The following is a 24,553-nucleotide window of genomic DNA, read 5'->3' as shown; positions in this document are numbered from 1 at the left end:
TGGTTAATTATTCCTAGAAACATAGTACATCATTATACGTCGTATATCAAGTCATTCTATATAAAACTTATATATAGAACTTATAAGTCTTGTAATAGAAGCAATCTGTATTTTACCTAGGTTCATATATACGATGTATATATAAAGCGTATATATGATATATCAATCTTACACTTCATGTAATTCACATTTTAACAAGGATTGCTTTACTATCATGACTACATGAAATGAACATATCAAAAAATAGCTCTATTTTTTTAAAATAAAACTTATAAATTATCAACCCAAAACCTTGTGCATTTTATATATACACTTTGTATATACAGCGTACATTAAACACTATATATATCAATAAATTTCATTCTTATATATATATCAATTTCACATCAACACTACAAAGTAAGCGGTACATATAAGTTGCATGTATAAGACTTATATGTACCGCTTATATAATAATGAGGGAAAAGTTCTGTATTTTAATAATTAACATTGCACTCATCTATTTATATTGATTAAAAGCTTTCATTAAGTTTCTTTAAAAATTCATACTTCATTTTTCCTTCATTAACAATTTGCTTTTACATGATTCATCTCTTGTTAGAAAAGGGATTGTTAATGTTATGTCAATGCATTTCTTCACTTAACCCTGTTATTAATTCGCATAACTGTGTATGCAGTAAAAACAAGGGTGCTGCATGTGAATCCAATTTCTTATCAATTTCAGTCATTCCTAAAAATCTATTAGGGAAGATTGTTAATTTCATATCCACAAAATCACTTGATTATTTCGTTAAACACTTTGTAGGTTAAAATGATTGAGAAGTTTACTTCGATCGTTCTGACATTTTTACTCCATTATTTTCATATGAACAAAAGACGGTATCTCAAAATTTATTATGTAGTTTTATGGTTTAGTGAATGGGGAGTCTATGAAATCTATATTAAGGTAAAGAGCCCATGAACGTATTTATACCGTGCCGTTGATTCAGAAAGAAATAACATTAATTTTCATCTAAGTAAATTGATGATTCAACACAAAAGGAAAAGCCTAAAAAAAATGGAATCTCGCACTGAACCAGTAGTAGAAGTAGACACTCAATCACAAAAAAGAAAATAATAATCTAATAACGAGGAAAGAAAATCACTCTTTGTTATCAAAATCCTTTTTCTAATTCTTGAATAATTTCAATCCATAAAAATCTTAATATTCCTATCTACGTCTTGTTAGGGCGGTATAACATCACTTTATTAGTGATTTTTCTTTTGAATGCTTGTTAGGTATCTAGCAGTACCCCGTCCTAACAATCAGAACAATCTCGTAAATCCCATTAAATCAATAATTTTCTACAGATTTATAAAGCAAGTTATCATCCCAACTTTGGAGTACAAGAGTAGGTATCTCTAGAAGGCAAATCCTCTCATTCATTTTTTCTTGTTTTACAACCAATATTTAGATGTACTAGTATATATAAAATGATACTTATTTAGTTTTAGTTTAATTTAAGATACGAGGTGTATATAGTGTTTAAAAAAGTGTATAAATATAAACGGCCAGGTACCCAAAAATATTTTCATCTAAAAGAAGCAGACATATTTGTTTTTACAGTTTTATATTACAAAAGAGCCCTTACAACACGTCAAATCACTACGTTATATAGTGCATTTGAGGGGAGGGAATGTTCAGAAGCAAGCGTATTTACAAAACTCGATCGATACTCCCAATATGGTGCTATCCTAACTAAAAAAATAGATAAAAGGGATGACAGTATAACAAAACGCGCTTTATTTTCCTTGAAAGAGAAAATAATTGAATTCTTAAAAGAGATAGGGAAGCTCCCATCTGGCGCTTCAAAAAAAAGATATTCACGTATAAATTCACTTCACACTTTATGTTCACGTGAGGTTCTTGTTCGTACTCTACTAGCTACTACAGAGAAGACACAAAACAATGGGATATTATCTAAATTAGATATCCGCTCTTATTACCTGAAGAAAAATATGAAAATTGAGGATGGCCAGTTACCGGTGATACCTGATGAACACATTTCATATCAAGATAAAAATATCTATATTGAAATGGATATGTGTAAAGAAACCAATTCTACCTTAGTTGAAAAAGTAGGGAAGTATGTAGAATATGCTCAAAAAGCGAAGGACAATGTTTCAGTTATTTTTGTCATGTACGACAAATCAATGTTCCTTGCAGAAGAAGCAGAACCACCATACGTACGTATGAAGAATCTATTATTTTCTATGAGGGAGTATCACGAACTTTTAATGACAATACCTAATCTAAATATGTACGTCTGCTCACTTAAAGATGCTGGAGACCTTATTTCAGATATCATTCTTGGAAAAGATGACAACCAAAATTTCGAACAAGATATTCTTGTGCCTTTATCTCAACGTACAGTAGGAGATGCTGAGTGGCGTTATGCATTTGTTGAGAACGTACAAACATTTAAGGAACCAATAGATGGCGGTCTACGTCGAACTTATAGGAGAGACAAATACGTTATACAAGATTTCTTCTTTATTTTTGGGAACGAAAATGATTACCGAATGATCGCTAGATTAGATGACGTCGTGTTTTCAAGAAGAGAAGGGGATGACGGTGTTCCACTTGTAGTTATCTATCCTAAACGTGAAAAGCCCAGAGATATTCTTCTGATGGACACTTATGAAAATGTACGACTGCTATCAACCCAAAATGAAAGTATCCATATAGACACGGATGAACAGATCATGGTACGTACTGCAAATAACGTTCATCCGAAAAGACGTAAACTTGTTGAGTTATGCTAATCTGTTATTTTTTATATAACACTATATAATTTTATTGATTTTCATTATTTAAAGTGGTAGAATAACGTTTGAACATATAATTAAAATTACAATCAAATCAGAACAGATGAATTAAGGCAAGCGACACACGCTGTTTTTACAGTGGGTGTCGCTTGCCTTCTTTTATTTGGAGAAAGGTGGAAAATGAAAATGAACTTACAATTTACAACTGCATTAACAGCCAATGGGGGAGTGCTTTCTGTGAGAGAGGCATTAGCAAATCCAGAACTAGTACTTGAACATATTACAGAAGAAGGTGCGGAGTTCAGCGTTTCACTACAAGATATTCAAATACCTGGTAAGCCTAATTATTATTGGTACGACGTATTGATTGAAACTGCAGCTGCTAAGAAAATAGAAGTGAATATTGCTGTACTTTCTCAAGAAGAATATGACAAACTTTGTGAAAAAGCTAGTATCGACCTATATTTAAAACAGACTGAAGATGCAGCGAAGTTCTTTCTAGAAAAATCAAAAGAGCGATTTAATCCAGAGTTACAAGATCGTTTTACATTTCGCCATAAAGCTCAGCTGTTTCTGTAAGGAATAGGTGAGCCTTTATGAATACGTTTAAGCAAAGGTTGCCTTTATTTACAACTATTACACTAATTAGCGCATTTATTATTTCTTTTGGAGTCGGTTTAATAAACTATATAAAGTTACTATACTATGCATTTGAACCACCGTCTTATCCTATAGAAATTACATATATACCACTTATCTTAATGTTCTTCTCTTTATTTCTAGGAGAATTTAGTTTTCGTTTCTACAGCCGTATTCCAGCTTTACATGTGAAAAATGGGAAACTTTTCATTCTAATTGCTTCACACATCGCAGTTGATATCCAATTCTTATGGTTTGCAACTGCTCCTATTCACGCAAAAGTTATCCCTTATCTCACGGATAAAGCAACGCATGTTAATTTTGGTGAATATCAGACAGTAGGACATGTATTAACGGGGAATTTCCACACATTAACCATGGTATTTGTGTTTTTACCGACTGTATTTATGATTTTGTTTACCCTTTGGTATAGCGGGCATATTGTTCGTTACCGAGAAGAAATTTTAAAATGGGTACAAAAATATGAATACAAAAACCACAAGTTACAAAAATGGTTTAATAGTCAAGAACAACAAATATATCCTGATGTAGAAATTGGTCCTCATATTGAGCATAAAGAAATGGTTCGTATTAAAGGGAAAGATCGAACACTAAACGGAATCATTATTGGTCCGATTGGCTCTGGTAAAACATCTAGTTTAATTATTCCAATGATTAACCAAGATTTACACTGGATGGTACGTTTCATTAATAAGTTCGAAAATGCTTATAAAAAAATGATTATGATACGGAAGAAGTAAAAGGGACCTTTTTAAATGGCGTTACTGTAATTGAACCTAGTAATGATTTATGTCAGAAAGTATACAAATTAGTTCAAGCACACAAAATTCCTGAAAGCTCTGTTTACTATATTGATCCAACTAATCCAGATACAAAAAACATAAACATTCTGCGTGGGCCAGTTGATAAGGTAGCAGAAGTGTTCGCGATGGTTATTCAAGGTTTATCTGAATCAAACAATGCATTCTTTGAGCAAGCACAGCGTAACCATCTTAAGCAACATATCTATTTATTAAAGCAGCACAACCCGCAAAAAGATGTAACCTTCGACGACTTGATAGAGATGTATGATGATGTAGAACGTGTCCATCGTATGCATAAACTGTTAAAAGTACAGGTGGAAAAGTTATACGATTTTGTTCAAACTGGCGCTGCTTCGCGGGACCAGAACAACGAATATAAAATTATAAAAGGGATAGATGAGTGGTTTGATAATACCATTCGAGAAAAAACAGATTCTCAAGGCGAACCTGCGGTTTATAAAAAAGGGAAATACCGCGGGCACCCCATGCATTATGATAGAGAAGAAGAATATGTAAAAGGATTACGTAATATTTTAAAAGACCTTGCTTCGAACGTACTAATACGACGAGTTTTATTTGGTAAATCCGATTTCGATTTTGATGTACATTTAGAACAAGGTGGAATTTTATTAGTAAATACGGCAAAAGGGGAATTGGCAGACCTTTCTAATGTATTAGGAAAATTCGTCTTACTTAGTATGCAGAATGCTGTATTCCGCAGAGAACCAAACGTTTCACCATACCACCATATAATTGTCGATGAATTCCCAGATTACGTTGTCCGCCCGTTTAAAGAATTCCCTGCACAATCTCGTAAATATAAAGTAATCCTGACAATTGCAAGCCAAACACTATCTCAATTAGCTCTCGATTTCACAGAGCAGTACATGTTTACCTTGCTGGGCTCATTCCGTAACAAAATGATATTTGGAGATGTAACGCCATATGATGCAAAGATTTTCTCTGACATGTTTGGCGAAAAAGAGGAATTTAAAGAATCTGAATCTGAACAAGGCATTTCTCCTATGCAAGAGAATCCCGTTAGTCGTTTAGGATCAACCTATCAAAAAACAAAAGAAGTGGTTATGTCGCCAGGGGATATTATGGCACAAGGTGCATTTATTTGCGCTGCTCGTATCGTACAAGATAATCATGTGCAGCCTGTACAACAAATCACAAGTAACTTTGTACCTGAAGAAGAGTTTGCTAGAGCGATTATTCAAGTAGACGAAAGACTAGGGCAATATTGGGAAAATGAGCGTCTCCTTCTAATCAAGGATTCTATTAATAAAGCAAATCCAATGAAGCACGTAGATGCAAAGAATATGGAGAAAATAGAACCACTACCACCTATACAGAATGATACGATGGAGCAGAACAATTCCCTAGAAACAGACAGTGAGCAACAACATCTTGTATCATTAAATGATTATAAGGATCATAAATCTGAACATGAAACAAAATTAGTCGAAGATATAGCTGTATCAAATACATCCATTGCTAGTGAACAACAGACAAACCACAATGAGGAAGAGGAAGCTGAAAATGAAGCTGCTCTATATGGAGAGATTAAAAGCTTCGTAATTGAAGTACAGCATGTCTCGCCATCCCTTCTACAAAGAAAATTTAGGATTGGCTATATGAAGACAGCGCGATTAATTGAGAAGTTAGAACAAAATCTAGTTGTAAGTTCCTATATAGGAAAAGAACCTCGTAAAGTTCTAATTTCAAAAGATAGTAGTGTTCCATTACCGACAGAGGAGTCTGATATAAAATCTCCCGTTTTATTCGAAACAAATACCGGTGAGAGTATTCAGCAAGAATCAGCCATGCCAAGCGAAGACAAGAAAGCCGTGCAAGAGGAGACAAGCTTCTTTAAAGATGTCCTGTATGATGATGTGGTAGCTTTTGTGAAGGAATCCAGGACTGCCTCCATATCTGCACTGCAAGATAAATTTAATATAGGTTATACACGTGCAGCACGCTTACTAGATGCTTTACAACGTAATGGAGTCTTAAGTGACATAGGTACGCAACAAAAGTTGGAATTTGGAACATCTGCAATACAAGATACAGTGGCAGAAGAAACAATTGAGGAAGTAATTAGCATAAATCAAGCCGATATAGCAGCTTATCCTGAAATAAAAATGGATGAAGCAGAACTTAACAAAGATTTATCCATTTCTATACTGGAACAAGACTGGAATATGGATACCACAATTAAGACCGAACCATTTCTAGAAAAGTTACAAGTAGATGGAATTGCAATTAAAATAGCGGAGCAATTAGAAACAAATATAGATGTAAGGCCGAATCCATGTACAGAAGTAGTAAAGCTTCCGGTAGAAAATAGACTTGATGCAGAAGTAGCAAAAGTCTACGAATCAATTAGTACTACTGTCTATAAAAACTTAGAAAAAAATATGGTTGAGAATACTAGACACGATGAAGGGCAGGGAGAGTATAAACGTATAAGTTATAAAGAACGTCAAGAACGTTTGAAAGCTCAACAGAAAAATAAGTATAGTGATACGCAGCCACTGTCATATAGAAATGAACAACCTAAGAAAAATATATCTAACGTGATGAGCAAAGAATTAGATGCTTTTTTTGATTAATAAATTCTTTAATTTAGAATAGAACTTAGAATATCTACGTTCTAGATTTTATTTTTCAAGGGAGAATATGCATAAGATAGGGGTCTAGAAGTTAGAATTAAAAATCTAACTTCTAGATTCCAACCTTTAGATAAATATGTTGATGAATGGAAAATAAAAAGCTAATTTCTATGTGATAGAATTAGCTTTTTACTTTCCATTTACTCAATACAGAAACTTGAACCTACATTTTCAAACCTAGTCTTATCAAAACTATCATAATTCTCATATGAATTTTTATTCTCTTTCTACAAATCCCCTTATGAGTGAAACTTCTTTATTTTGATTTTCTTCTATATAACATTCAAGATATAATTCTCTAACTAAGCTTGTTAAATCTAATACTTCATATTTTCTTACAGGATATATTAATAAAAATGTAGATTTTAAAGATGCTAACATATAACTAGTAAAAATATAAACAAGACACATAATAACCGCAATTTCTATAAAAATAAAATTCAACATAAAGATATGTCCATTATTAGTAAGATCAAATTTAGCATCTTTAAAATTAAATATTGTTTGAATATAGTAAGTACATAAAGGAATTAAAATACTTATAAGTAAAGATAAACGAGATATATTAAAACGATTTTGATATTCTTTTTCTAAAATATCCATAAACACCTTCAAATGTTTTTCAGTATAAAATCCTTTTTCATGAAAATATTGACGTAATTTAATTATTTTTTCTTCTCTAATCGATTTAGAATCATTCAGAGTCATTAAAAATTTGGTATCCACAACAAAAGACATACATATACCAATCTTGTTTTTAAAAGTTAAATCTTTCAAATTCCCTAATTTTTCTTCAATCCTGTATGTTAGGCGTGCAACAGAAATAAATGTTGCGATTGTTATTATCGTTATTACTGCATAGTTCTTAAATGTGTTTCGTCCTAAAATAAGTGTAAAAAATAGCAGAATCATTAATGATAAATAAATTAAAACATTGAATTTTACTTTACTAAATAACTTTGAATTACTAATTTTCTCTTCGTAAAAACTTAATAATTGCTGTAAATGTGTTTCCATCTTCCAACCTCCTTAATACATACTAATCTATTTTACCATTAATATTTTTAAATTATAAAAACTTAATATATTTATTTATAGCTAATCGTTATCGAAGTTACTACAATTAATTTTAGAAAGATGTATTACCAAAGGATTATTTCAATATTTCAAATTGATAAGATATCTGACAGAAAATATTTAAAGCTGAACTAAATAACACTTGCATAAATCTCCAAATACTATTATATTTTAATTAATAACTATATAAATAAAACATAACTTACGTGAAGGACACACCTTACGTACCATTCCAACGGTACAGGTGTGTCCTTTTTTACGTTCTAGGAGGAAAATAGGATGACAGTAGAGAGAGAAACAACACACGTTGCAGAAGAACTAGGGATGGCTTTTGAACAAGAAATCACAGTAGAAGAAACACCAGTAGAAACAAACTTCAATCAATTTGAGCGAGTACGTGAGCATGAATTAGAAGAGTTAGCTCGTATGAAACGTGAACGTATTATAGGTAAAGGCTTAATTACAGTTGTCTCTGAAAAGTTGTTCCCAACTAAAAATGGTAAATCAGAACGCATACCCGTACTTACGATGCAAATTGGTACCCATACAACTGCATATTGCCCGATTACAGAGGCGGGGATAACAATCCCTAAGAATCCACAATGGCTGGTAGGTAGAACAAAACCTGTTATCATTGAGCATTTCCAAAAGACAGAGGAAGGGAACTTTGCCGTTGTATCAATCACAGCAGGAGAGCTCGCATTACAAAAAAGATTATATGATGAAGTAACCTCACAAGGTGGGAATAAAGTATACACAGGAACAGTTTCAGGTCATATTCCATCTGCACAAACCGTTCTGGTTGAAGTCCATGGTGTAACTATAGGGGTAAGGTACTCACATTGGTCACATTCATTTGTACGTCCGGAGGATATTATTATTGGTGATGTTGTAGAGCTCATTATCGATAAAGTAGTAGAAAAGAACGGCCGCTATGAATTTAGAGGAAATAAAAAGAAACTAGAAACAGATCCAATGGAAAAGCTATTAGATCTTAAGAAACGACGTGACCGTTTTGTAGGTAAAATTGTAGGTGTAGATGCCATTGCTGGTATTTTCGTAGAAGTTGCACCTGGTATTCAATTTAAAGGATTAAAGAGCCGTAATCTTGCTAATCCAACTCCAGAAGATGCAATTAACCAAACAATCGTTACATGTGAGCTGCTTAATATTGATCCAAAAAATCGCAGAGGAACTGTACGTATTTTAAATTATCCTCAAGGCCAAAGTAAAAAATCTAGTTCTGCAATCTTTCAATTTTAATGAATGACTATGCGTACAATAGAGAATCAAATGTCTCCATATCTCCCTTCCGTCCCACATTTATCAAATGAGGACGCACAGGGACTTCAGGTATATCGGATACATAGTCTGGATAAAACCTATGTATTCCATTCCTATGACGAATTAGTTACGTTTAAGCAGCGTTTAACAGAAGAACAGCATGCAATACTAACTTTCATCGGTATTCATACATCTGTTCGTTTTAATCATTTATTATATCTATTCAAAGATAAGTTTTCGCGTAAGAGAATTAATGATGCACTTCAAGGACTACTTTACTATCGTCTCATTGAAAAATGGCAAGTAGCGATTTTTGATATGGAAATTCTTGAGGAGGCTTATACGTTATCCGATAATGGGTTTAAGCTCTTAAAGTACTGGCAAGGAAATATGTTTTACTTTGCTCCGGAGCGCCTTGATAATCACGGCAAATATGTTCACCTACGTTATTGGCATGATATAGACTTACTCTGCCATCTACGCTATGCTCCGTCCTTTGTGGGGCATATTATGCATCCATCTATAAGTAAAGGTGTTTTCACCCCTCCTTTAAGTTTTGTAGTAAGCGGTGGAGAAGATCGTAAATTTAATTTTGTTGTATACTCCACCTTATTATCAGATACAAAGGATCGATTAAAGCGGATTATCGCTAGATGGAAGACTTTTGTAGAGTCCGGGAAAGATGTTATTATGCAAGACTTAGGGAATAATCCTACAATCTTAGTTGTTTATGTTTCTACTGAAAAACAGGCAAAGCAAATTAATAATGATCTACTACTTGATTTAATTCCTGGTAAAGTATTGCTATGTATAGGAGAAACCTTACATTCTCAAGGATTACAACATGCTTTTTATCAGCCTCTTGCAGAAGGGGAGATTAAACAATTAAATACAAAGCTATTCGCAACAAACTAAGCCACCCTTACAAGCTATTGCTTTCTTTTAAAGGGTGGCTTGTTTACTTTTACAAATAGAGATGATTTGCGTGTTTTATCATTTGAAATCATCAAAAACTACGATGTTATCGGTATAGAAGATCTGCAAGTATCGAATATGCTAAAGAATCATAAGTTAGCAAAAGCAATTAGTGAGGTATCATGGTCACAGTTTTGAACCATGTTGGAATATAAAGCAAAATGGTACAGCAAACAAGTCATTGTCGTATCGAAAACATTTGCTTCAAGCCAATTATGTTCTTGTTGTGGATATCAAAACAAAGACGTTAAAAACCTAAACCTACGTAAATGGGACTGCCCTTCTTGTAGTACACATCATGATAGAGATATTAACGCAAGTATCAATCTAAAGAATGAAGCAATAAAGCTTCTAACCGCAAGGACTGTGGGGATAGCCTAATAAATTAGAGTTCGATAGAACTCTTTACTTTGGAATCCTCCACTTCTAAACGAAGTGAAAGTGGGGGTAGTTCAATGCTTTGTATTCGCTGCTTAAACTCTTTCGGTAAACAGTTATTTTCTTTTTTAAACAACTTATAAAACTGTGACATGTTTGCAATTCCAACTTCGCATCCGACATCTGTAATACTAAGGTCACTTGTTATTAATAAACTTTCAGCTTGTTTGATGCGCTTATAATTCACATAATCTAAAAAGGAAATACCCATAATTCTTTTAAAGTATTTGATGAAATAATGATAGCTTAAATTTATTAATGCACATGCTTTGGTTACGGTTATCTTTTCTCCTAAATGATCTTCTACATAATCAAGTACTGGTTTTAAACGAGCAAAGTCGTCTTGTTCACTATAATTTAATATGTTATGTGTGTCGTTTCTTACTAGTAATAAAAGTAATTTCTTAATGGCAGCACTAATTGCGATTTCATATCCGTTCATTTTCATTTTTGATTCTGTAAAGATTTCTGTAATAAGAACATAAGCCTCATGTTTCACCACTTCATTTTGTTCAAAAATATAGTTTAACTCATTTAAGGATTTTGTTTGTTCTGAAAAGCAATGTAAATATTGTATAATGCTTCGGTCAAAGTGTTGTTTTAAATTTACTTGAAACACAACGTAGTGTAACGAACCTGCAGAAGGTTTATGTGACCGATGCAACTCAGATTTCCCAAAAATAAAAACATCTCCAGGGCCAAGAACAATATACTTATCTTTATTTTGTATGCCTAAATCTCCTTCTATAATTGCTAGAAACTCAATCTCTTCATGATAATGCCAAGGGGCACTCTCAATTTGATTATTATAAGAGGTTTCCATAACAATGTCCCATACCTTTAAAAATAGTAATGGATTTTGATAAATAACCTTTTCTTCAATTGCTTCAGCAAGCTTATTACAAATCCCTTCTGACATAGACGTTTACACCTCCTTATTAGCAATATAACACCTTTATCAAAATGCGATAAGTAAGTTGCCTTATTTCTTATAGAAAAAGGCAACTTTTGATAAAAACATAACGATATATAGCATATTTTTTCAGTAAAAAAATTTCTATAATAATTTCAAATCAAGCAAAAGGAGGATATGATAGTGAATATTTTAAAAGTAGGTGTTATTGGCTGCGGAAGCATCGCGCAGTATCGTCATTTACCAGAATACGAAGCAAACCCATATGTACAGATTGTGGCTGTTTGTGACAGTAATAAAAAGCGCGCAAAAGAAGTTGCCAATAAGTATGGTGTAAATATGTACACTGACTATAACGAGCTTATCAATTGTGAAGAGTTAGATGCAGTGAGTGTATGTACACCAAATGATTTACATGCATCAATTTCTATCGTTGCTTTACAATCGGGTATCCATGTACTATGTGAAAAGCCAATGGCGACGTCAAAAAAAGATGCGGAAATGATGATTGAAGCTGCTGAAAAAAGCGGTAAAAAGTTAATGATTGGTCATAACCAGCGATTTGTTACTTCTCACCAAAAGGCAAAACAATTGATTGAAAATGGAGAAATCGGAAAAATATATAGCTTCCGTACAGCATTTGGTCATAGTGGTCCTGAAAATTGGAGTGTAGATGGAAAAGAGAGCTGGTTCTTTAAAAAAGATGAAGCGTTTCTTGGTGCAATGGGTGATTTAGGTGTACATAAAGCGGATTTAATTCGGTATATTCTTAATGAAGAAATTACAGAAGTTGGTGCCTTTGTTGAGACGAGCGCAAAAACATTTTCGAATGTAGATGATTGTGCTGTATGTATGTTGAAAAGCGAAAGTGGCATTATCGGAACACTTGCAGCAAGTTGGTCTTACGTTAGCAAAGAAGATAATTCAACAATTATTTATGGTGAAAAGGCCACTCTTCGACTAGAAGATGATCCGACTTACTCACTCATTCTTCAATATAAAAATGGTGAAGTTGTAAAATATGAGCTTGATAAAATTCAATCGAATGCTGCAATTGGTCAAAGTAATTCACATGTAATTGAACAGTTTGTAGAATCTATCCTTTCTGATAAAGAGCCGTTAATTAATGGTGTAGAAGGAATGAAATCGTTAGAAGTCATTTTAGCAGCCATACAATCAAGTGAAACAAAACAAATTGTTACAATTCCATTATGAGAAAAGGTGAAGACATGAAGAAACTACGCATTGGAATAATAGGGGCCGGAGGAATTGCACAAGGTCGCCATATCCCTGCATTTGTAAATTTACATGAATATTGTACGATTACGGCTATACATGATAGAAACATAGAACACGCAAAACAAATCGCTGAAACATATAACATTCCTTATGTATTTGAAACGTATGAAGAAGTCTTTAAAGAAGTTGATGCTGTTTGTATTTGTACACCTAATAAGTTTCATGCTGAGATTTCTATCGCAGCATTACAAGCAGGGAAACATGTATTATGCGAAAAACCGATGGCTTTAACAGCGGCAGAATGCGAAAAAATGATAGAATCTGCAAAAAACAACGGTAAAAAACTTGCTATCGCGTATCATTATCGTTACATGAAAGAGTCGCAAGTTGCAAAACAAATGATGATAAGTGAGATTGGCACACCTCTTGTTGTTCGTGTAAAAGCACTCCGTCGCCGAAAAGTACCAGGCTGGGGCGTTTTCACAAATAAAGAATTACAAGGTGGAGGAAGTTTAATAGATTACGGTTGTCATCTTCTTGATTTAGCACTTTGGCTAATTGGAAATCCAAAACAAACAGACGTCATTGGTAGTGTCTATAATGCCGTTAGTAAGCTACCAAATCAAGTAAACATGTGGGGAAAATATGATTACAAAACATTTCAAGTTGATGATCATGTTACCGCATACATAAAATTTGAAAATGGGGCATCATTGTTATTTGAAACTTCTTGGGCAGCAAATATTAAAAATGATGAAGTACATGTGAGTATCTCCGGAGTAAACGGTGGAATAAATGTTTTTCCAATTGAGTTATATACAATAAAACATAATATGATATTAAATAGTGAACCGGTTTGGATAGCAAATGACGGTGATCCTGGAATTTTGCAAGCAGAAAACTTTGTAAAAGCTTGCTTATACGATGAAGAATTAATTGTAAAGCCTGAGGAATCGCTGCAAGTATCGCAAATTATTGATGCAATTTACGAAAGTGGGAACACACATGAAGAAGGGACGGGAAGATAAATGAAATTAGGAGTATTTACAACACTTTTCTCTCACATGGAATTTGAAGAAATGCTAGATTATGTACAAGCAGCCGGTTTGCATGCAGTAGAAATTGGTACAGGTTGTTATCCTGGAGGTTCGCACTGTAACTTAGATGTATTATTAGAAAGTGAACAAGGCAGAAGCGTATATATAGAACATGTACAAAAAAGAGACTTAATCATTAGCGCTTTTAGTTGTCACGGAAATCCATTATCCCCAGATGCTGCTTTTGCAACAGAATCTCATGAAACATTGTTAAAAACCATTCAACTAGCTTCACTACTAGACGTACCTGTTGTGAATTGTTTTTCAGGCGTAGCAGGTGACCATGAAGGCGCAAAATACCCGAATTGGCCTGTTGCACCATGGCCAAATGAATACAATGATATTTTAAAATGGCAATGGGAAGAAAAGCTCATTCCTTATTGGAAACAAGTTGGTGAATTTGCAAAAGAACATGGTGTAAAAATTGGTTTAGAACTTCACGGTGGTTTCTTAGTACATACGCCATATACATTACTAAAACTACGTGAAGAAACATGTAACGCGATAGGTGCTAACTTAGACCCTAGTCATTTATGGTGGCAAGGAATTGACCCTGTCGCCGCTATTAAGTTATTAATGAAAGAAAATGCAATTTATCACTTTCATGCAAAAGACACTTACATCGATCAAGATAATGTAAATATGTATGGTTTAACAGACATGCAGCCCTACGGTAAAGTGAAAACAAGAGCTTGGACGTTCCGTTCTGTTGGTTGTGGCCATAGCTTAGAAGAATGGTCGCAAATGATGAGTGCACTTCGTACATATGGATATGATTATGTTGTAAGTATCGAACACGAAGATCCACTCATGTCTATTCAAGAAGGATTTAAACGTGCCACAAAAAATCTTCAATCTATTTTAATTGAAGAAAACCCTTCACAGATGTGGTGGATGTAACTTCCTTTAAAAAAGCAATAAGTAACATTTTTTTCAGAGAAGCCATTCGTAAAAGAATATTAGCTTCTCTTTTTTTTAAAAGAAACGTTAAAAAAAGGACGAAATATTCAAAAATAAATTACAAAAACTAATTATCCTGTATCTACCTCTATACAAAGTACGGATTTTACGAAATAATATTGTTTGATAGCTCTTTCAACGATAACGATATATACAAATATATTTTTTTTTAGAAAGAGTATATATAAGAAAGGAGTAATACATTGCTACGTATACAAAGAGGGTTCATGTACGATCCAGATGATAATAAGGTAATTGTTAATGAAATTTTCTATGATGCTACATCTGAACAAAAGCTAGGAAGCAAAATGGGTGTGTTCGATGCAATTAAACTACCTACTGCTATTTTTCAAAAGGTTCAAGAAAATGAAAGGATGTCCTACATGGAAAGTATAGAAGTAGAAGAGGGAAACCTAAAAGAAATACTTTGTTATTTAGAGAAGAATCAAAAGCCAGACAAACTCTATTTTGAACTGCAGTACATGAAGTAACACAAAGAACTGAAAATAAGAGGGGATTTATAGCAGGGGAAACAGGGGCATTATTAAACAATACATATAACAGCTGCATATAAAATTCCTTCTTAGCTTCATTCAATTAAAAACAATTGAATATAATATAAAAATAGCTTAATATAAACGTATATTTATTGTTTATTTGATTCCGTTTATTCCCACACCTTACGTGTTGTGGTTGAGTTGTAGAAACAAGTTGTGTTCTTGTTTCAATTGTGAAAGGGCTTCTTTGAGCCGATTAGTGTATATATAGCTTATTTTGCTATGCACATTTTAATCGACTTAAAGAAGCCCTTTTTGTGTTGTCTTCGAGTTCGGAATCACTTATACATAGACCCTCAGGGCTAAAAATTTGCTAAATGATAAAGCACATATTTTGTGCTTTTTTTGTTTAATTTAGAGGAGAGATAATATGGAATTTTACAGAGTATGGCATAAGAAAAAAAATATGAGAGTGATTTATGCTCGTAGTTCTTATGAAGCCACAAGGTTTTATTTATTAGAAACGTATCATGATTGCGATTGTGTAGAGGATCTAAACGTTCAAAAGTTAAGCACTTCAGAAAAACTTAAAGTCATGCATAACGGATTTGAAACGTTTAGAACACTACAAGAAATATGTAGTGAGAGAAAATTTGCAAGCGCCCCTTGTACTGTAGTAGAGATACTACAATAAAAGAGGATGAAAAAGTCAGGTATTTAGGTATTACAACTAAAAAATAATGTAAAGAAATAGCACATGATTTGTGCTTTTTTCATTTGGAAAAGGGGATATTAAGGATAATAGAGAAAATTCTTGCACACTTAGGTGTACAATTTGCTTATAAAGTAGAATCGCAGGAATTCTATTTCTATTATGGAGAAAAACACTTACCAGGTCTTTATCGCCTCTTATTATTGTTAAAGATTTTTGAATTTGACGGTAAAGAAAGATATTAAGTGCTAATTTATAGTAAAGTAGAGAAAGAATGGAATTTAAAAGATAAGCACTAGGGAATTTATATATATGAAAGGTACTTGTTGCAATGCTAAAAGCACGAGAAATTAGAATGTAAAACTTGAGAGGAGTTATATAAAATGATTACAGTTAACCGAGGATACATGTATGATCCGGAAGATAATGAAGTCTTAATTACTGAGATTTATTATGAAGCTGCTACAGATACTAAATTAGGAAGTAAAATGGATAGTTTATCCTATACAGTCGTTCCTAATGAAATTAAAGAAAAAATTGAAGCTGCTGCTTCATTATCCTATATGGAGAGCATTGAGATGTCACAGCAATTAGCTACTGTATATCAAAATGAAATTAACATGTATGGAAAACCGGAAAAATTGTACTTTGAGTACACAAACCTGTAAGAGTAGAGAAGACATTGAACGATTTGGTTCAATGTCTTTTTTTTTGAATAAAACCGCAGAGGAGCATAAATGATAAATTATGTAAATGAAATAGAAACGAGTCTTTGGACAATTTGTGTAGGGGATATTTTTAGTAATGGTCGTATGCCGTATCACTTAAAAGTTGTGAAAATTGAAGTTGAAGATATGGCTAAGCCAGATGATGCAAGGATATATAGCGTACCCGTTCATCCTAAGAATCATAGAAGACGTATAAAGGTAATGGATGTATCAGAGGATATTTCTTATAGAGCATGGTATTACAATGATTTTTGGAGTAAGTAATATACTTGCTATGAAAGAGTGCTACTGTGAATTTGGAATAGAGTACTATGTTTTAAAAAGATGCGATACTATATTCTGATGTTAATTTTTATAGTAAAAAGTACGTGACCTCACTTATCAAGTCACGTACTTTAATTATATACTCTCTTTTGTTATTTTGATAAACTGCATTAAAATTGCAGTACCTGTGAAATTCAGTACAATACTTGTTCCAAGTGAAACTCCCCATAGTACACTTGGTAACGATACTGTTAATGATAACAGTAAGAATACAATACCTACTGAAACAAAAGTAAATCCCAAAAACATTTTGTTCAATCTAAACACCTCCATTGTAATTATAGTTTAGCAGTATTTACCTTACAGTTTCAAATAACATTTCAATATACAAACATTTAAATGCAAGGCCTCAGTACGAGAAAATGCGAGTTGTTCGTAAACTCTGACTTGCATCAAAAATAAAGATAGTATAATATACAGATATATTTATTGTTTAATTGATTCCGTTTATTCCCACACCTTTTTGTGTTGTGGTTGAGTTGTAGAAGCAAGTTGCGTCTTGTTTCATTTTTGAAAGGGCTTCTTTGAGCCGATTAGTGTATTTAGCTTATTTTGCTATACACATTTTTAATCGACTTGAAGAAGCCCTTTTTGTGTTGTCTTCAAGTTTGGAGTTATTGTATAGCCCACACTTTAGGCGATTATTTTATTACTTAGGAGGGAACATCATGAATACAATCATGGAAAAATCACAAAATAATGTTCATTTACATGCCATCATTGAAGAAATTAAAGAACTAGCTAATCCATTATGGATCAGTTCAGTAGCATTGTTGCATGCGCACAATCAAAATTTCAATACAAAGGCTACGACATTTAAGGATATTACCATTTCTGATTTAAGAGATTTGAAAGTAAGCTTAAATCTTATTTATGCAGCAAGGAATATCAGTCGCACGAGTATAGAAGAGTTGAATTTGCGCCTATCTATTCAATCCGGAAAGGATATTACTTCCTATGAGGATTGGCTACTTCATGAAAACAGAGGGATCATATGTGAAATGATTTATGAATTTCGAAAGAACGAGTGGGTACATTCAAATCCGAAATAACAATTTCATTCACATAAATGGAACAAAATCAAATAATGTAGGGGGATTATTATGACGAATATGATGGAAAGTTTACAAGCCGAATTCCCATTAGAACAATTAGGATGGAAAATTACACATACATTCGAAAGCCAAGGGCGTTTTTTCGCGTATGTAGCTCCATTTGTTGACGCTCGCGCCATTCAGGACCGATTTGATGAAGTCTTTGGTATCGATAAATGGCAAGTGTCTTATGAAAAATGGGGTGAGAACGCAACGAAGTGTACCATCTCAGTGTTTTTGAATGAACGCTGGATATCAAAAGAGGATGGAAGTGAAGAGTCTGACTACAGTTCTGTAAAAGGCGGCTTTTCGAATAGCTTAAAAAGAGCTGCTGTACTTTGGGGCGTGGGAAGATACATTTACAATATAAAACCTAGTAAGGTAGAACTTTCTACACGTAGTAATGGCCAAAATAGTATCTATGTTTCTTATCAAAAGAAGGGATATTATTTCACACCACCAACTATGCTACAACTAAAGAATAAACAAGGAAGTTCAAAGAGGGAACAAGTCAATAACCAAGCTAGTCTAGAACTTTTGATTCAAGACATGCAACGGCTAGTAAAACCGTTAGGAATTACATCTAAAGATGTTCTGCTTGCTTATAATCACAATCATAATGCACAAGCAAGAACATTCGAGGATACAACGACTGGTGGATTAGAGGACATTATAACTCGTTTACGGTTGATTCATGAGGCGATAGATATTAGCCATGGGAATGAGGAACAGCTTAATCGCTGGTTATCTACCTATATAACTGGCGATATCACGTCTTTTAGAGAATGGTTACTTCATGGTCATGCAGAAGCCATTCATCAACTCATAGCAAAGTTAAAAAAACAACAAAGTGCGTAAAGCTTTGTTTTATAGCAGGGAAACGAATGAACAGGATATGAGGTCTGTTCTTTTTTTATTACTTTTTTGGAGGGAAAAATTATGAAATTTACTATTAACCGTACTTTATTTATCGAAAAATTAGAGAAAGCTAGTGCTACTGTAGACGTTAAAAACCCAATGCCAGCATTACAAGGTGTTTTATTAGATTGTAATCAAATGGGAATGATCCTAATGGGTTCAGACGGTACAGAAACAGTAACATTAGTGACACGCTTTAATGTAAACAGTGGGGATTGTACTGAACCAGGGAAGGTGCTTTTTGCAGCTGCTCCAGTTCTTAAAACGATTAAGAAATTCAAAAGTGAATTCATTGGTTTAGAACATAAAAACAATGAGCTAAAAATTGTAGAAAATGCGAAAAAGCAATTTAGCTTTTGTACCATGGATCACGAAGAATATCCTGAAATCAAAATTGAGGCAGGGGAAGATTGGATTTCGCTTTCACAAGAACAATTTGTAACAATGGCCAACGGAACTTTACATGCTATTCCTGCAATGGATACACGTAAGATCCTAACCGGTGTGAACTTAAAATCAGTAGATGGTAAGTTCTTTAGTACTGCTACTGATGCGCATCGCTTAGCTCGTTTACATTTTGATTGTACTAAGATCACTATCGCAAAAGATGGTGAAGTCGTGTTACCAATTAAGTCCCTTAAAACGGCTCTAAAGCTCTTTAATCGTGAAACGAATTTACAATTAAAGCTCATTAATGATACACAGCTATTAATTCGTGGGGAAAGTATTATCTATCAGTCTAGGTTACTAGCTGGTACGTATCCTGATACTGCACGCATGGTACCTGAAGGTTTTGAAAGTGAAATACAACTATCACGTGAAGAATTTAAAAACACGTTGGAACAGCTTTCTGCCTTTTCTTCACTAATCGTGCTTACGTCAGAAGGAAAAGAAAGCATCCATCTTAAACCACAAAATTCACAAGTAGGTACTGCAAGTGTAGAAATTCCATGTAATCAAGTAGAGGCATTTACATTGGCCTGTAATGTGGAATATCTGCTGCAAGCATTACAAACGATATCTTCTGAAACAATCGCGATAAAAATGATTAGTAATCAGAGACCTATCGTGGTAGTGGGAGCAGAGGATACAACTCACTCTAATCTGCAGTTAATCCTACCGGTTCGTGTGTAAGGGGGAAGCAAAATGAGTATGAATCACAGTGACTTCTTTGACTTATTACAGTCAAAAGAAGTCCTTCCTAATAATCAAGAACTTCGTCAATCCTTTGAATCGCTTATAAATGGATTTATTGCGAACGAAATGCCTGATTTAGAAAACATACCATTAGAACATATAGATGAATTTGAAAAGCAATTTGAGCAGCTACGACATTATGTCACGTTTTATAGTGGTAATTCATTTCGGATAAGTGGCCCAGATTGTGTATTAAAGGAAATGCTACATTTACATTTTTTCACTGAACAACTAGAAGATGTAGAAAAGCAGGGGCTAGAAGATGAGATATTTATTTAATCAGGGAAATGAGATGAAAGTATACATTCGGATGCTACGCATACAAAAATTAATTCGCAAATATAACATCCCATTCTTAATCAATATCAATGATTTTCACAGGGACAGGTTGCATATAACAAGTGAACTATTATTCGAGTCGCTTGCGCGTTTTAACGAGCAAACACGTATATTTTGTCACTTTGCCTTCGGAACTGAAGAAAACCTGTTAGATGGGACGTTATTTAGCTCAGAAGACATGTATTCGAATTTCGCTTCGGATATTAGTTCTATGGCTGCGGAAGGATGTTACTTCGACACAGCTGGTTACTATCTATGTATAGGGTCGAAACATATAACACAATCCGATTTTCAATTCGTGTTACATGAATTTTCGTTTAACACCTATCAAAGTGAAGCGTATCCCAGTCATATTTTGATTGAATTTCTAGAGGATGGTTATGAACAGTACTCATTTGATGAATGGGTACTTTCTTATTATGAAATTATAATCCGTCTTGCGGCAATGATCCGAGAAAAGACGAAGGGGAACCAGGTATGAAATTATTATTTACATACAATCAGCAGAAAGTAAGAAAGTATCTACTTTCGTTAAAAATACAAAAAAATGATTACTTACTGCATGAATTACTTGCAGATAAGAAACATCATGAAGAAATTTATATATTAGATTGCTTAGAGAACTATAGAAAAATAGACTTCAGTAAAATTTCAGAACGCTCCATTCATCATGTAATGGCTGCTGTCTCCTATTTAGAAGAAGACTCAAATTTTTCAAATGAATTAATTGATTCACAATTACTACTAGAAATTTTTATGATTGTGCAAAATTCATTAGATATTGACCTTTCCTGCTTCTATACATCGCAACTGTATATTATGGAAATCTTTATGCGTAAATATAGACTAGGAATTCCCGTATCTGAGTATTTTCCAACATATTTAGAACGAGATAATTTCGAAGAACACGATTGTGAGGAGTCATTTAACCGATGGGGTAATGATTTAATACAAGATATGAAATTAGGTCATGAAGAGGTAGACAACGATGATAAAAATCATCTAGCCAAATATTCGGATTTATTTCATACCTCCATGGAAGATTTAAACGGCATTGTTGCAAATGCTTGGAGTTCAATTGGAGAAATGTTTTCTAATATCAAGATAGAGGATCAAAGTTTCTTTCGTGCAATTCAAAATCAGTTTGATATACGTATGCTTTACCAAGCTGAAGAGGAAAAACTTTACCTTTTCTATGATGATGATACATATTTTCCAGCAATTAAACGAATTGAAATGTTACTTCGTATCTTTGAAGAGATACAGTTAGCAAAAAATATAGCAAGTTAGTACAGAGGACCTAAAAATGAAGAAATTATTTGGATATTCATCTAATGTAGCGATGTCAAATTATTTACTATCACTTAAGTTAAACAAAACTTATAGCATCGTAAATTTGGAACAAATTAAGCAAAGATACCAAGAGGAAATATATATATTAGAAAGTCTTTCAAAAGATATAGAGATAGATTTCAACAAAATCTCTCATGAGGCAATCGGTAAAATCCTAACTTGTGTGGACTTTTTAGATGTAAATCAAACTTTAAGTTGGAAGGACATAGAATCCACAGATACGATTGTAATCTTCTTACTTTCCATGAACCTATTGAACATAAATCTATTTAAATTTTATTCATGTCAATTTCATTTCTTACATTACTTTAAAAGAATGCATTCGCTTTCGATTAATGTAACACAGTATTCTCCCTTGTATTTAGAACGAGAGAATATCTATGAATTAGACCATGAAGAAGAATTTGTGAATTTGGGTACGGACATGATCGAAGAAATGGGCTTAGAAGCTTTTCCTATTGAAGAGGAAGAAGAGTATGAAACGCTCTCTACACTATTCGACATACCATTAAAGGAAGTACAGAAAGTAGCAGAGGACACATGGGGTGCTATAGCTGAAACAATAGAAGGCATATCACCAAAACATAAAGAAAAAATTTCTAAATTACTAGATTGTTATCCAGTAAAGTATTCTTACCAAATTGATGAAGAATCTCTTTATCTCTATTATGGCGAGGAACCATTATACGGACCATATAAATTTGAGATGTTACTAGATTTATTGGAAACAATCTTTACGCAGGGGGAACCAACACATGAAGACAGTAGCAATATTTGATGCTTTAGAGCCAAAAGGAATTGTAACCATTCAACAATTTAACAATGAATTATGGCGTGGTGAAACTGCCGTTACTTTTAAGGACTTTTATTTAGCTTTAAAAGAAGTGATGGAGCAAGGTACACAAGATAATACCCATTACTCTAGTGGTGTACTCCCAAAAGGGTGTGTAAAACACGAGGTGTTGTCCAAGAGTGGTGATAAACAAGCTGTTTGGATTGAAGTACCAAAGGCTCAGTGGGATATTCAATTTTTTGAACGGCCGTTTCAACAAGTAGGCTTTCCACGTCTATTATTTCGTTATACGGTGTATCAAAAACGAGTTACGAATATCTCTGTCTTTGCTGTAAAAGAAGACATGGAATTAGAAGAAGGAATGAAACTATACCAATTTCCTTACTCTAATGTTCATGCTAATGGATCTGTATGTACGGGTAGAGTTATGATTCCTGAATTCCGGACTTTAAAAGATTTAGAAACATTTCATGTTTTATTCTTTGCAAGTTCATTCAACCATGACCTTACAAACACTCATACGGAACCAGTAGGAGAGTTATTTAAACGATTTGAAAACCAAAGTTTTTCTGATTCCATTCTAATAGAATCAGAAAAGACTTTTTAAAAAATAGCAGGATCAATTACAAGCAAACATACTAGGAGGAGTATTTATTATGACAAACTTATTCGATTTTTTTGATATGGAAACAAAAGTAGAGGAAACAACAGTACCGGTGAAAAAAGCTGCATCAGAGCAAGCCACTGCTAAGAAGGAAGAGAAGAAGGAGAAAGCAAAAGATAAGACAAAGAGTGGTAAGAAACCTAAGGCTTCAAAAGCTACAGATTGTCTAGATAAAATCAATACAACAACGGTGGTTCGTCACGTAGTATTTGGAGATATACCGTTAGTAGATTGGTTTACAGAAGAAGAAATTACACATGGAATTGCTGTTCAAAATGGAGATTCCACAGATGTAAGAAAAATAGAAGCAGAGGACATTCGCGTGAAATTAGAGCAACGTTATCCTTCGTTCGTTAAAGACTTAACAGTCATTAAACATCACGAAGATACAAATGCATTAATTCCGATTTTAACTGTCGGTGCTAAAGGAGCAAGTACTGTAGAGGGACAATCCATTTCAGATTGTCCTTTTTCTTTTCTAAGTACTTGGCGTAATCACTTTTTACCTGGGGATTTTATTCCGAGGACTCTATTAATGGACTTTATTATTATTGCACAGTCCATTTCTCGTAAATGTGATTGCGAATTGCATGCTGATATCTATTTCAATAAAGAGCGTGGTTATTTTATGGACTTCCCACGCCAGCAGGTAGCGACTGAAATTGTAATCCCAGAAACGAATATAGAGATGCAGTCTATTGCTATGAAAGTAATGGAGATACACAGCCATCATCGTTTTCCTGCTGAACCAAGTGATTTAGATGATCAAAGTGAACGGGCTCCTATTCTCTATGCAATAATCGGCAGAATAGAGGATGTTTTCCCTGAACTACGTGTACGCACTTGTATCGATGGGGAATTTCATTCTATTAACCCTAACTTTATATTTGCAGGAGAATATGCAACGAAAGGGATAAGCCAAAATTACGATTTAAGTGGGATTACACTTTTAAAATAAATACACAGGGGGGCGTAAAGGAGACATATTTTCATGTCTCCTTC

The 24,553-nt window shown here is 33.6% G+C and carries 25 protein-coding genes and 2 pseudogenes; 24 read left to right on the top strand and 3 right to left on the bottom strand.

The genetic code is table 11. The annotated features are described in order from the left end of the window. Positions 1-762: 762 nt before the first annotated feature. From MKX66_RS30970 to MKX66_RS29430, 5 genes and pseudogenes are all read left to right on the top strand, one after another. Positions 763-926 (top strand): annotated as a pseudogene (locus MKX66_RS30970) (replication-relaxation family protein); the annotation flags it as partial. Positions 927-1,521: 595 nt separating this feature from the next. Continuing rightward, positions 1,522-2,805, top strand: a complete 1,284-nt coding sequence (locus tag MKX66_RS29440; protein WP_341088017.1) for a replication-relaxation family protein — start codon at positions 1,522-1,524, stop codon at positions 2,803-2,805. Between the two features lie 189 nt (positions 2,806-2,994). Then, the gene (locus MKX66_RS29435; protein ID WP_002139747.1) at positions 2,995-3,387 is read left to right on the top strand and encodes a hypothetical protein; all 393 of its coding nucleotides are present in this window, start codon (positions 2,995-2,997) and stop codon (positions 3,385-3,387) included. Between the two features lie 17 nt (positions 3,388-3,404). After that, positions 3,405-4,208 carry a hypothetical protein gene (locus tag MKX66_RS30965; protein WP_445662219.1) on the top strand — a complete coding sequence of 268 codons (804 nt, stop codon included), beginning with the start codon at positions 3,405-3,407 and terminating at the stop codon, positions 4,206-4,208. Between the two features lie 188 nt (positions 4,209-4,396). Beyond that, positions 4,397-6,889: a DNA translocase FtsK gene (locus tag MKX66_RS29430; RefSeq protein ID WP_445662218.1), complete on the top strand. Its 2,493-nt coding sequence runs from the start codon at positions 4,397-4,399 to the stop codon at positions 6,887-6,889. A gap of 276 nt (positions 6,890-7,165) precedes the next feature. Here MKX66_RS29430 and MKX66_RS29425 read toward each other — a convergent pair whose 3' ends face one another. Continuing rightward, positions 7,166-7,966: a hypothetical protein gene (locus MKX66_RS29425; protein WP_341088015.1), complete on the bottom strand. Its 801-nt coding sequence runs from the start codon at positions 7,964-7,966 to the stop codon at positions 7,166-7,168. Positions 7,967-8,305: 339 nt separating this feature from the next. On the opposite strand from MKX66_RS29425, the gene MKX66_RS29420 reads away from it, so the two are divergent. From MKX66_RS29420 to MKX66_RS29410, 3 genes and pseudogenes are all read left to right on the top strand, one after another. After that, complete coding sequence (locus MKX66_RS29420) at positions 8,306-9,289, top strand: RNA-binding protein (protein WP_341088013.1); 984 nt, start codon at positions 8,306-8,308, stop codon at positions 9,287-9,289. A 9-nt stretch (positions 9,290-9,298) separates the two neighbouring features. Continuing rightward, entirely contained in the window at positions 9,299-10,225 is a 927-nt protein-coding gene (locus MKX66_RS29415; RefSeq protein ID WP_341088161.1) for a hypothetical protein, read from the top strand. A gap of 75 nt (positions 10,226-10,300) precedes the next feature. After that, positions 10,301-10,666: pseudogene (locus tag MKX66_RS29410) on the top strand (RNA-guided endonuclease TnpB family protein); the annotation flags it as partial. A gap of 4 nt (positions 10,667-10,670) precedes the next feature. Here the strand turns inward: MKX66_RS29410 and MKX66_RS29405 are convergent. After that, the gene (locus tag MKX66_RS29405; RefSeq protein ID WP_341088011.1) at positions 10,671-11,642 is read right to left on the bottom strand and encodes an AraC family transcriptional regulator; all 972 of its coding nucleotides are present in this window, start codon (positions 11,640-11,642) and stop codon (positions 10,671-10,673) included. A gap of 177 nt (positions 11,643-11,819) precedes the next feature. Here MKX66_RS29405 and MKX66_RS29400 point away from each other — a divergent pair, with 177 nt between their 5' ends. The 7 genes from MKX66_RS29400 (at position 11,820) to MKX66_RS29370 (ending at position 17,133) form a co-directional block, all read left to right on the top strand. Next, positions 11,820-12,851: a Gfo/Idh/MocA family protein gene (locus tag MKX66_RS29400; protein ID WP_326996320.1), complete on the top strand. Its 1,032-nt coding sequence runs from the start codon at positions 11,820-11,822 to the stop codon at positions 12,849-12,851. Positions 12,852-12,865: 14 nt separating this feature from the next. Next, positions 12,866-13,903 (top strand): Gfo/Idh/MocA family protein, encoded by a 1,038-nt coding sequence (locus tag MKX66_RS29395; protein ID WP_445662217.1) that lies wholly within the window; start codon positions 12,866-12,868, stop codon positions 13,901-13,903. Continuing rightward, on the top strand, positions 13,904-14,872 hold the full coding sequence (locus tag MKX66_RS29390; RefSeq protein WP_326996318.1) for a sugar phosphate isomerase/epimerase family protein: 969 nt from the start codon (positions 13,904-13,906) through the stop codon (positions 14,870-14,872). Positions 14,873-15,135: 263 nt separating this feature from the next. Further along, a complete protein-coding gene (locus tag MKX66_RS29385; RefSeq protein WP_326996317.1) occupies positions 15,136-15,423 on the top strand; it encodes a hypothetical protein in 288 nt (95 codons plus the stop codon). A 436-nt stretch (positions 15,424-15,859) separates the two neighbouring features. Further along, positions 15,860-16,123 (top strand): hypothetical protein, encoded by a 264-nt coding sequence (locus MKX66_RS29380; protein WP_341088006.1) that lies wholly within the window; start codon positions 15,860-15,862, stop codon positions 16,121-16,123. Between the two features lie 401 nt (positions 16,124-16,524). Next, the gene (locus MKX66_RS29375; RefSeq protein ID WP_326996315.1) at positions 16,525-16,809 is read left to right on the top strand and encodes a hypothetical protein; all 285 of its coding nucleotides are present in this window, start codon (positions 16,525-16,527) and stop codon (positions 16,807-16,809) included. A 72-nt stretch (positions 16,810-16,881) separates the two neighbouring features. Beyond that, the gene (locus tag MKX66_RS29370; RefSeq protein ID WP_326996373.1) at positions 16,882-17,133 is read left to right on the top strand and encodes a hypothetical protein; all 252 of its coding nucleotides are present in this window, start codon (positions 16,882-16,884) and stop codon (positions 17,131-17,133) included. Between the two features lie 135 nt (positions 17,134-17,268). On the opposite strand, the gene MKX66_RS29365 is transcribed toward MKX66_RS29370, so the two are convergent. Next, a complete protein-coding gene (locus MKX66_RS29365) occupies positions 17,269-17,451 on the bottom strand; it encodes a hypothetical protein (RefSeq protein ID WP_326996375.1) in 183 nt (60 codons plus the stop codon). Between the two features lie 410 nt (positions 17,452-17,861). On the opposite strand from MKX66_RS29365, the gene MKX66_RS29360 reads away from it, so the two are divergent. The 9 genes from MKX66_RS29360 to MKX66_RS29320 all read left to right on the top strand — a co-directional run bounded on the left by MKX66_RS29360 (position 17,862) and on the right by MKX66_RS29320 (position 24,509). Further along, the gene (locus tag MKX66_RS29360) at positions 17,862-18,245 is read left to right on the top strand and encodes a hypothetical protein (RefSeq protein WP_326996314.1); all 384 of its coding nucleotides are present in this window, start codon (positions 17,862-17,864) and stop codon (positions 18,243-18,245) included. 51 nt (positions 18,246-18,296) lie between these two features. Next, positions 18,297-19,145 (top strand): Rad52/Rad22 family DNA repair protein, encoded by an 849-nt coding sequence (locus MKX66_RS29355; RefSeq protein ID WP_326996313.1) that lies wholly within the window; start codon positions 18,297-18,299, stop codon positions 19,143-19,145. An 81-nt stretch (positions 19,146-19,226) separates the two neighbouring features. After that, positions 19,227-20,339: a DNA polymerase III subunit beta gene (dnaN, locus tag MKX66_RS29350; protein WP_326996312.1), complete on the top strand. Its 1,113-nt coding sequence runs from the start codon at positions 19,227-19,229 to the stop codon at positions 20,337-20,339. A 12-nt stretch (positions 20,340-20,351) separates the two neighbouring features. Further along, positions 20,352-20,681: a hypothetical protein gene (locus MKX66_RS29345; protein ID WP_326996311.1), complete on the top strand. Its 330-nt coding sequence runs from the start codon at positions 20,352-20,354 to the stop codon at positions 20,679-20,681. Then, positions 20,665-21,222, top strand: a complete 558-nt coding sequence (locus tag MKX66_RS29340; RefSeq protein WP_326996310.1) for a hypothetical protein — start codon at positions 20,665-20,667, stop codon at positions 21,220-21,222. The genes MKX66_RS29345 and MKX66_RS29340 overlap by 17 nt, the downstream gene beginning before the upstream one ends. After that, positions 21,219-22,031: a hypothetical protein gene (locus MKX66_RS29335; protein ID WP_326996309.1), complete on the top strand. Its 813-nt coding sequence runs from the start codon at positions 21,219-21,221 to the stop codon at positions 22,029-22,031. Before MKX66_RS29340 ends, MKX66_RS29335 begins: the two co-directional genes overlap by 4 nt. 16 nt (positions 22,032-22,047) lie before the next feature. Further along, complete coding sequence (locus tag MKX66_RS29330; protein WP_326996308.1) at positions 22,048-22,872, top strand: hypothetical protein; 825 nt, start codon at positions 22,048-22,050, stop codon at positions 22,870-22,872. Then, positions 22,850-23,494 carry a hypothetical protein gene (locus MKX66_RS29325; RefSeq protein ID WP_326996307.1) on the top strand — a complete coding sequence of 215 codons (645 nt, stop codon included), beginning with the start codon at positions 22,850-22,852 and terminating at the stop codon, positions 23,492-23,494. Before MKX66_RS29330 ends, MKX66_RS29325 begins: the two co-directional genes overlap by 23 nt. Before the next feature lie 49 nt (positions 23,495-23,543). Further along, positions 23,544-24,509, top strand: coding sequence for a hypothetical protein (locus tag MKX66_RS29320; RefSeq protein ID WP_326996306.1), 966 nt, complete (start codon positions 23,544-23,546; stop codon positions 24,507-24,509). The last annotated feature ends 44 nt before the right edge of the window (positions 24,510-24,553 follow it).

Source organism: Bacillus sp. FSL R9-9530, assembly GCF_038008145.1.
Lineage (GTDB): Bacteria > Bacillota > Bacilli > Bacillales > Bacillaceae_G > Bacillus_A > Bacillus_A mycoides.
The sequence above is the reverse complement of the archived record's forward strand: the minus strand, read 5'-3'. Positions and strand labels throughout refer to the sequence as shown.

What these genes read in the sequence shown, in the direction of transcription:
- MKX66_RS29330 (WP_326996308.1), top strand. Translation starts at nt 22,048, where the DNA reads ATGAAGAAATTATTTGGATATTCATCTAATGTAGCGATGTCAAATTAT.
- MKX66_RS29325 (WP_326996307.1), top strand. Translation starts at nt 22,850, where the DNA reads ATGAAGACAGTAGCAATATTTGATGCTTTAGAGCCAAAAGGAATTGTA.
- MKX66_RS29405 (WP_341088011.1), bottom strand. Translation starts at nt 11,642, where the DNA reads ATGTCAGAAGGGATTTGTAATAAGCTTGCTGAAGCAATTGAAGAAAAG.
- dnaN (WP_326996312.1), top strand. Translation starts at nt 19,227, where the DNA reads ATGAAATTTACTATTAACCGTACTTTATTTATCGAAAAATTAGAGAAA.
- MKX66_RS29320 (WP_326996306.1), top strand. Translation starts at nt 23,544, where the DNA reads ATGACAAACTTATTCGATTTTTTTGATATGGAAACAAAAGTAGAGGAA.
- MKX66_RS29345 (WP_326996311.1), top strand. Translation starts at nt 20,352, where the DNA reads ATGAGTATGAATCACAGTGACTTCTTTGACTTATTACAGTCAAAAGAA.
- MKX66_RS30965 (WP_445662219.1), top strand. Translation starts at nt 3,405, where the DNA reads ATGAATACGTTTAAGCAAAGGTTGCCTTTATTTACAACTATTACACTA.
- MKX66_RS29360 (WP_326996314.1), top strand. Translation starts at nt 17,862, where the DNA reads ATGAATACAATCATGGAAAAATCACAAAATAATGTTCATTTACATGCC.
- MKX66_RS29355 (WP_326996313.1), top strand. Translation starts at nt 18,297, where the DNA reads ATGACGAATATGATGGAAAGTTTACAAGCCGAATTCCCATTAGAACAA.
- MKX66_RS29435 (WP_002139747.1), top strand. Translation starts at nt 2,995, where the DNA reads ATGAACTTACAATTTACAACTGCATTAACAGCCAATGGGGGAGTGCTT.
- MKX66_RS29415 (WP_341088161.1), top strand. Translation starts at nt 9,299, where the DNA reads ATGCGTACAATAGAGAATCAAATGTCTCCATATCTCCCTTCCGTCCCA.
- MKX66_RS29395 (WP_445662217.1), top strand. Translation starts at nt 12,866, where the DNA reads ATGAAGAAACTACGCATTGGAATAATAGGGGCCGGAGGAATTGCACAA.
- MKX66_RS29380 (WP_341088006.1), top strand. Translation starts at nt 15,860, where the DNA reads ATGGAATTTTACAGAGTATGGCATAAGAAAAAAAATATGAGAGTGATT.
- MKX66_RS29430 (WP_445662218.1), top strand. Translation starts at nt 4,397, where the DNA reads ATGGTTATTCAAGGTTTATCTGAATCAAACAATGCATTCTTTGAGCAA.
- MKX66_RS29425 (WP_341088015.1), bottom strand. Translation starts at nt 7,966, where the DNA reads ATGGAAACACATTTACAGCAATTATTAAGTTTTTACGAAGAGAAAATT.
- MKX66_RS29340 (WP_326996310.1), top strand. Translation starts at nt 20,665, where the DNA reads ATGAGATATTTATTTAATCAGGGAAATGAGATGAAAGTATACATTCGG.
- MKX66_RS29420 (WP_341088013.1), top strand. Translation starts at nt 8,306, where the DNA reads ATGACAGTAGAGAGAGAAACAACACACGTTGCAGAAGAACTAGGGATG.
- MKX66_RS29335 (WP_326996309.1), top strand. Translation starts at nt 21,219, where the DNA reads ATGAAATTATTATTTACATACAATCAGCAGAAAGTAAGAAAGTATCTA.
- MKX66_RS29390 (WP_326996318.1), top strand. Translation starts at nt 13,904, where the DNA reads ATGAAATTAGGAGTATTTACAACACTTTTCTCTCACATGGAATTTGAA.
- MKX66_RS29375 (WP_326996315.1), top strand. Translation starts at nt 16,525, where the DNA reads ATGATTACAGTTAACCGAGGATACATGTATGATCCGGAAGATAATGAA.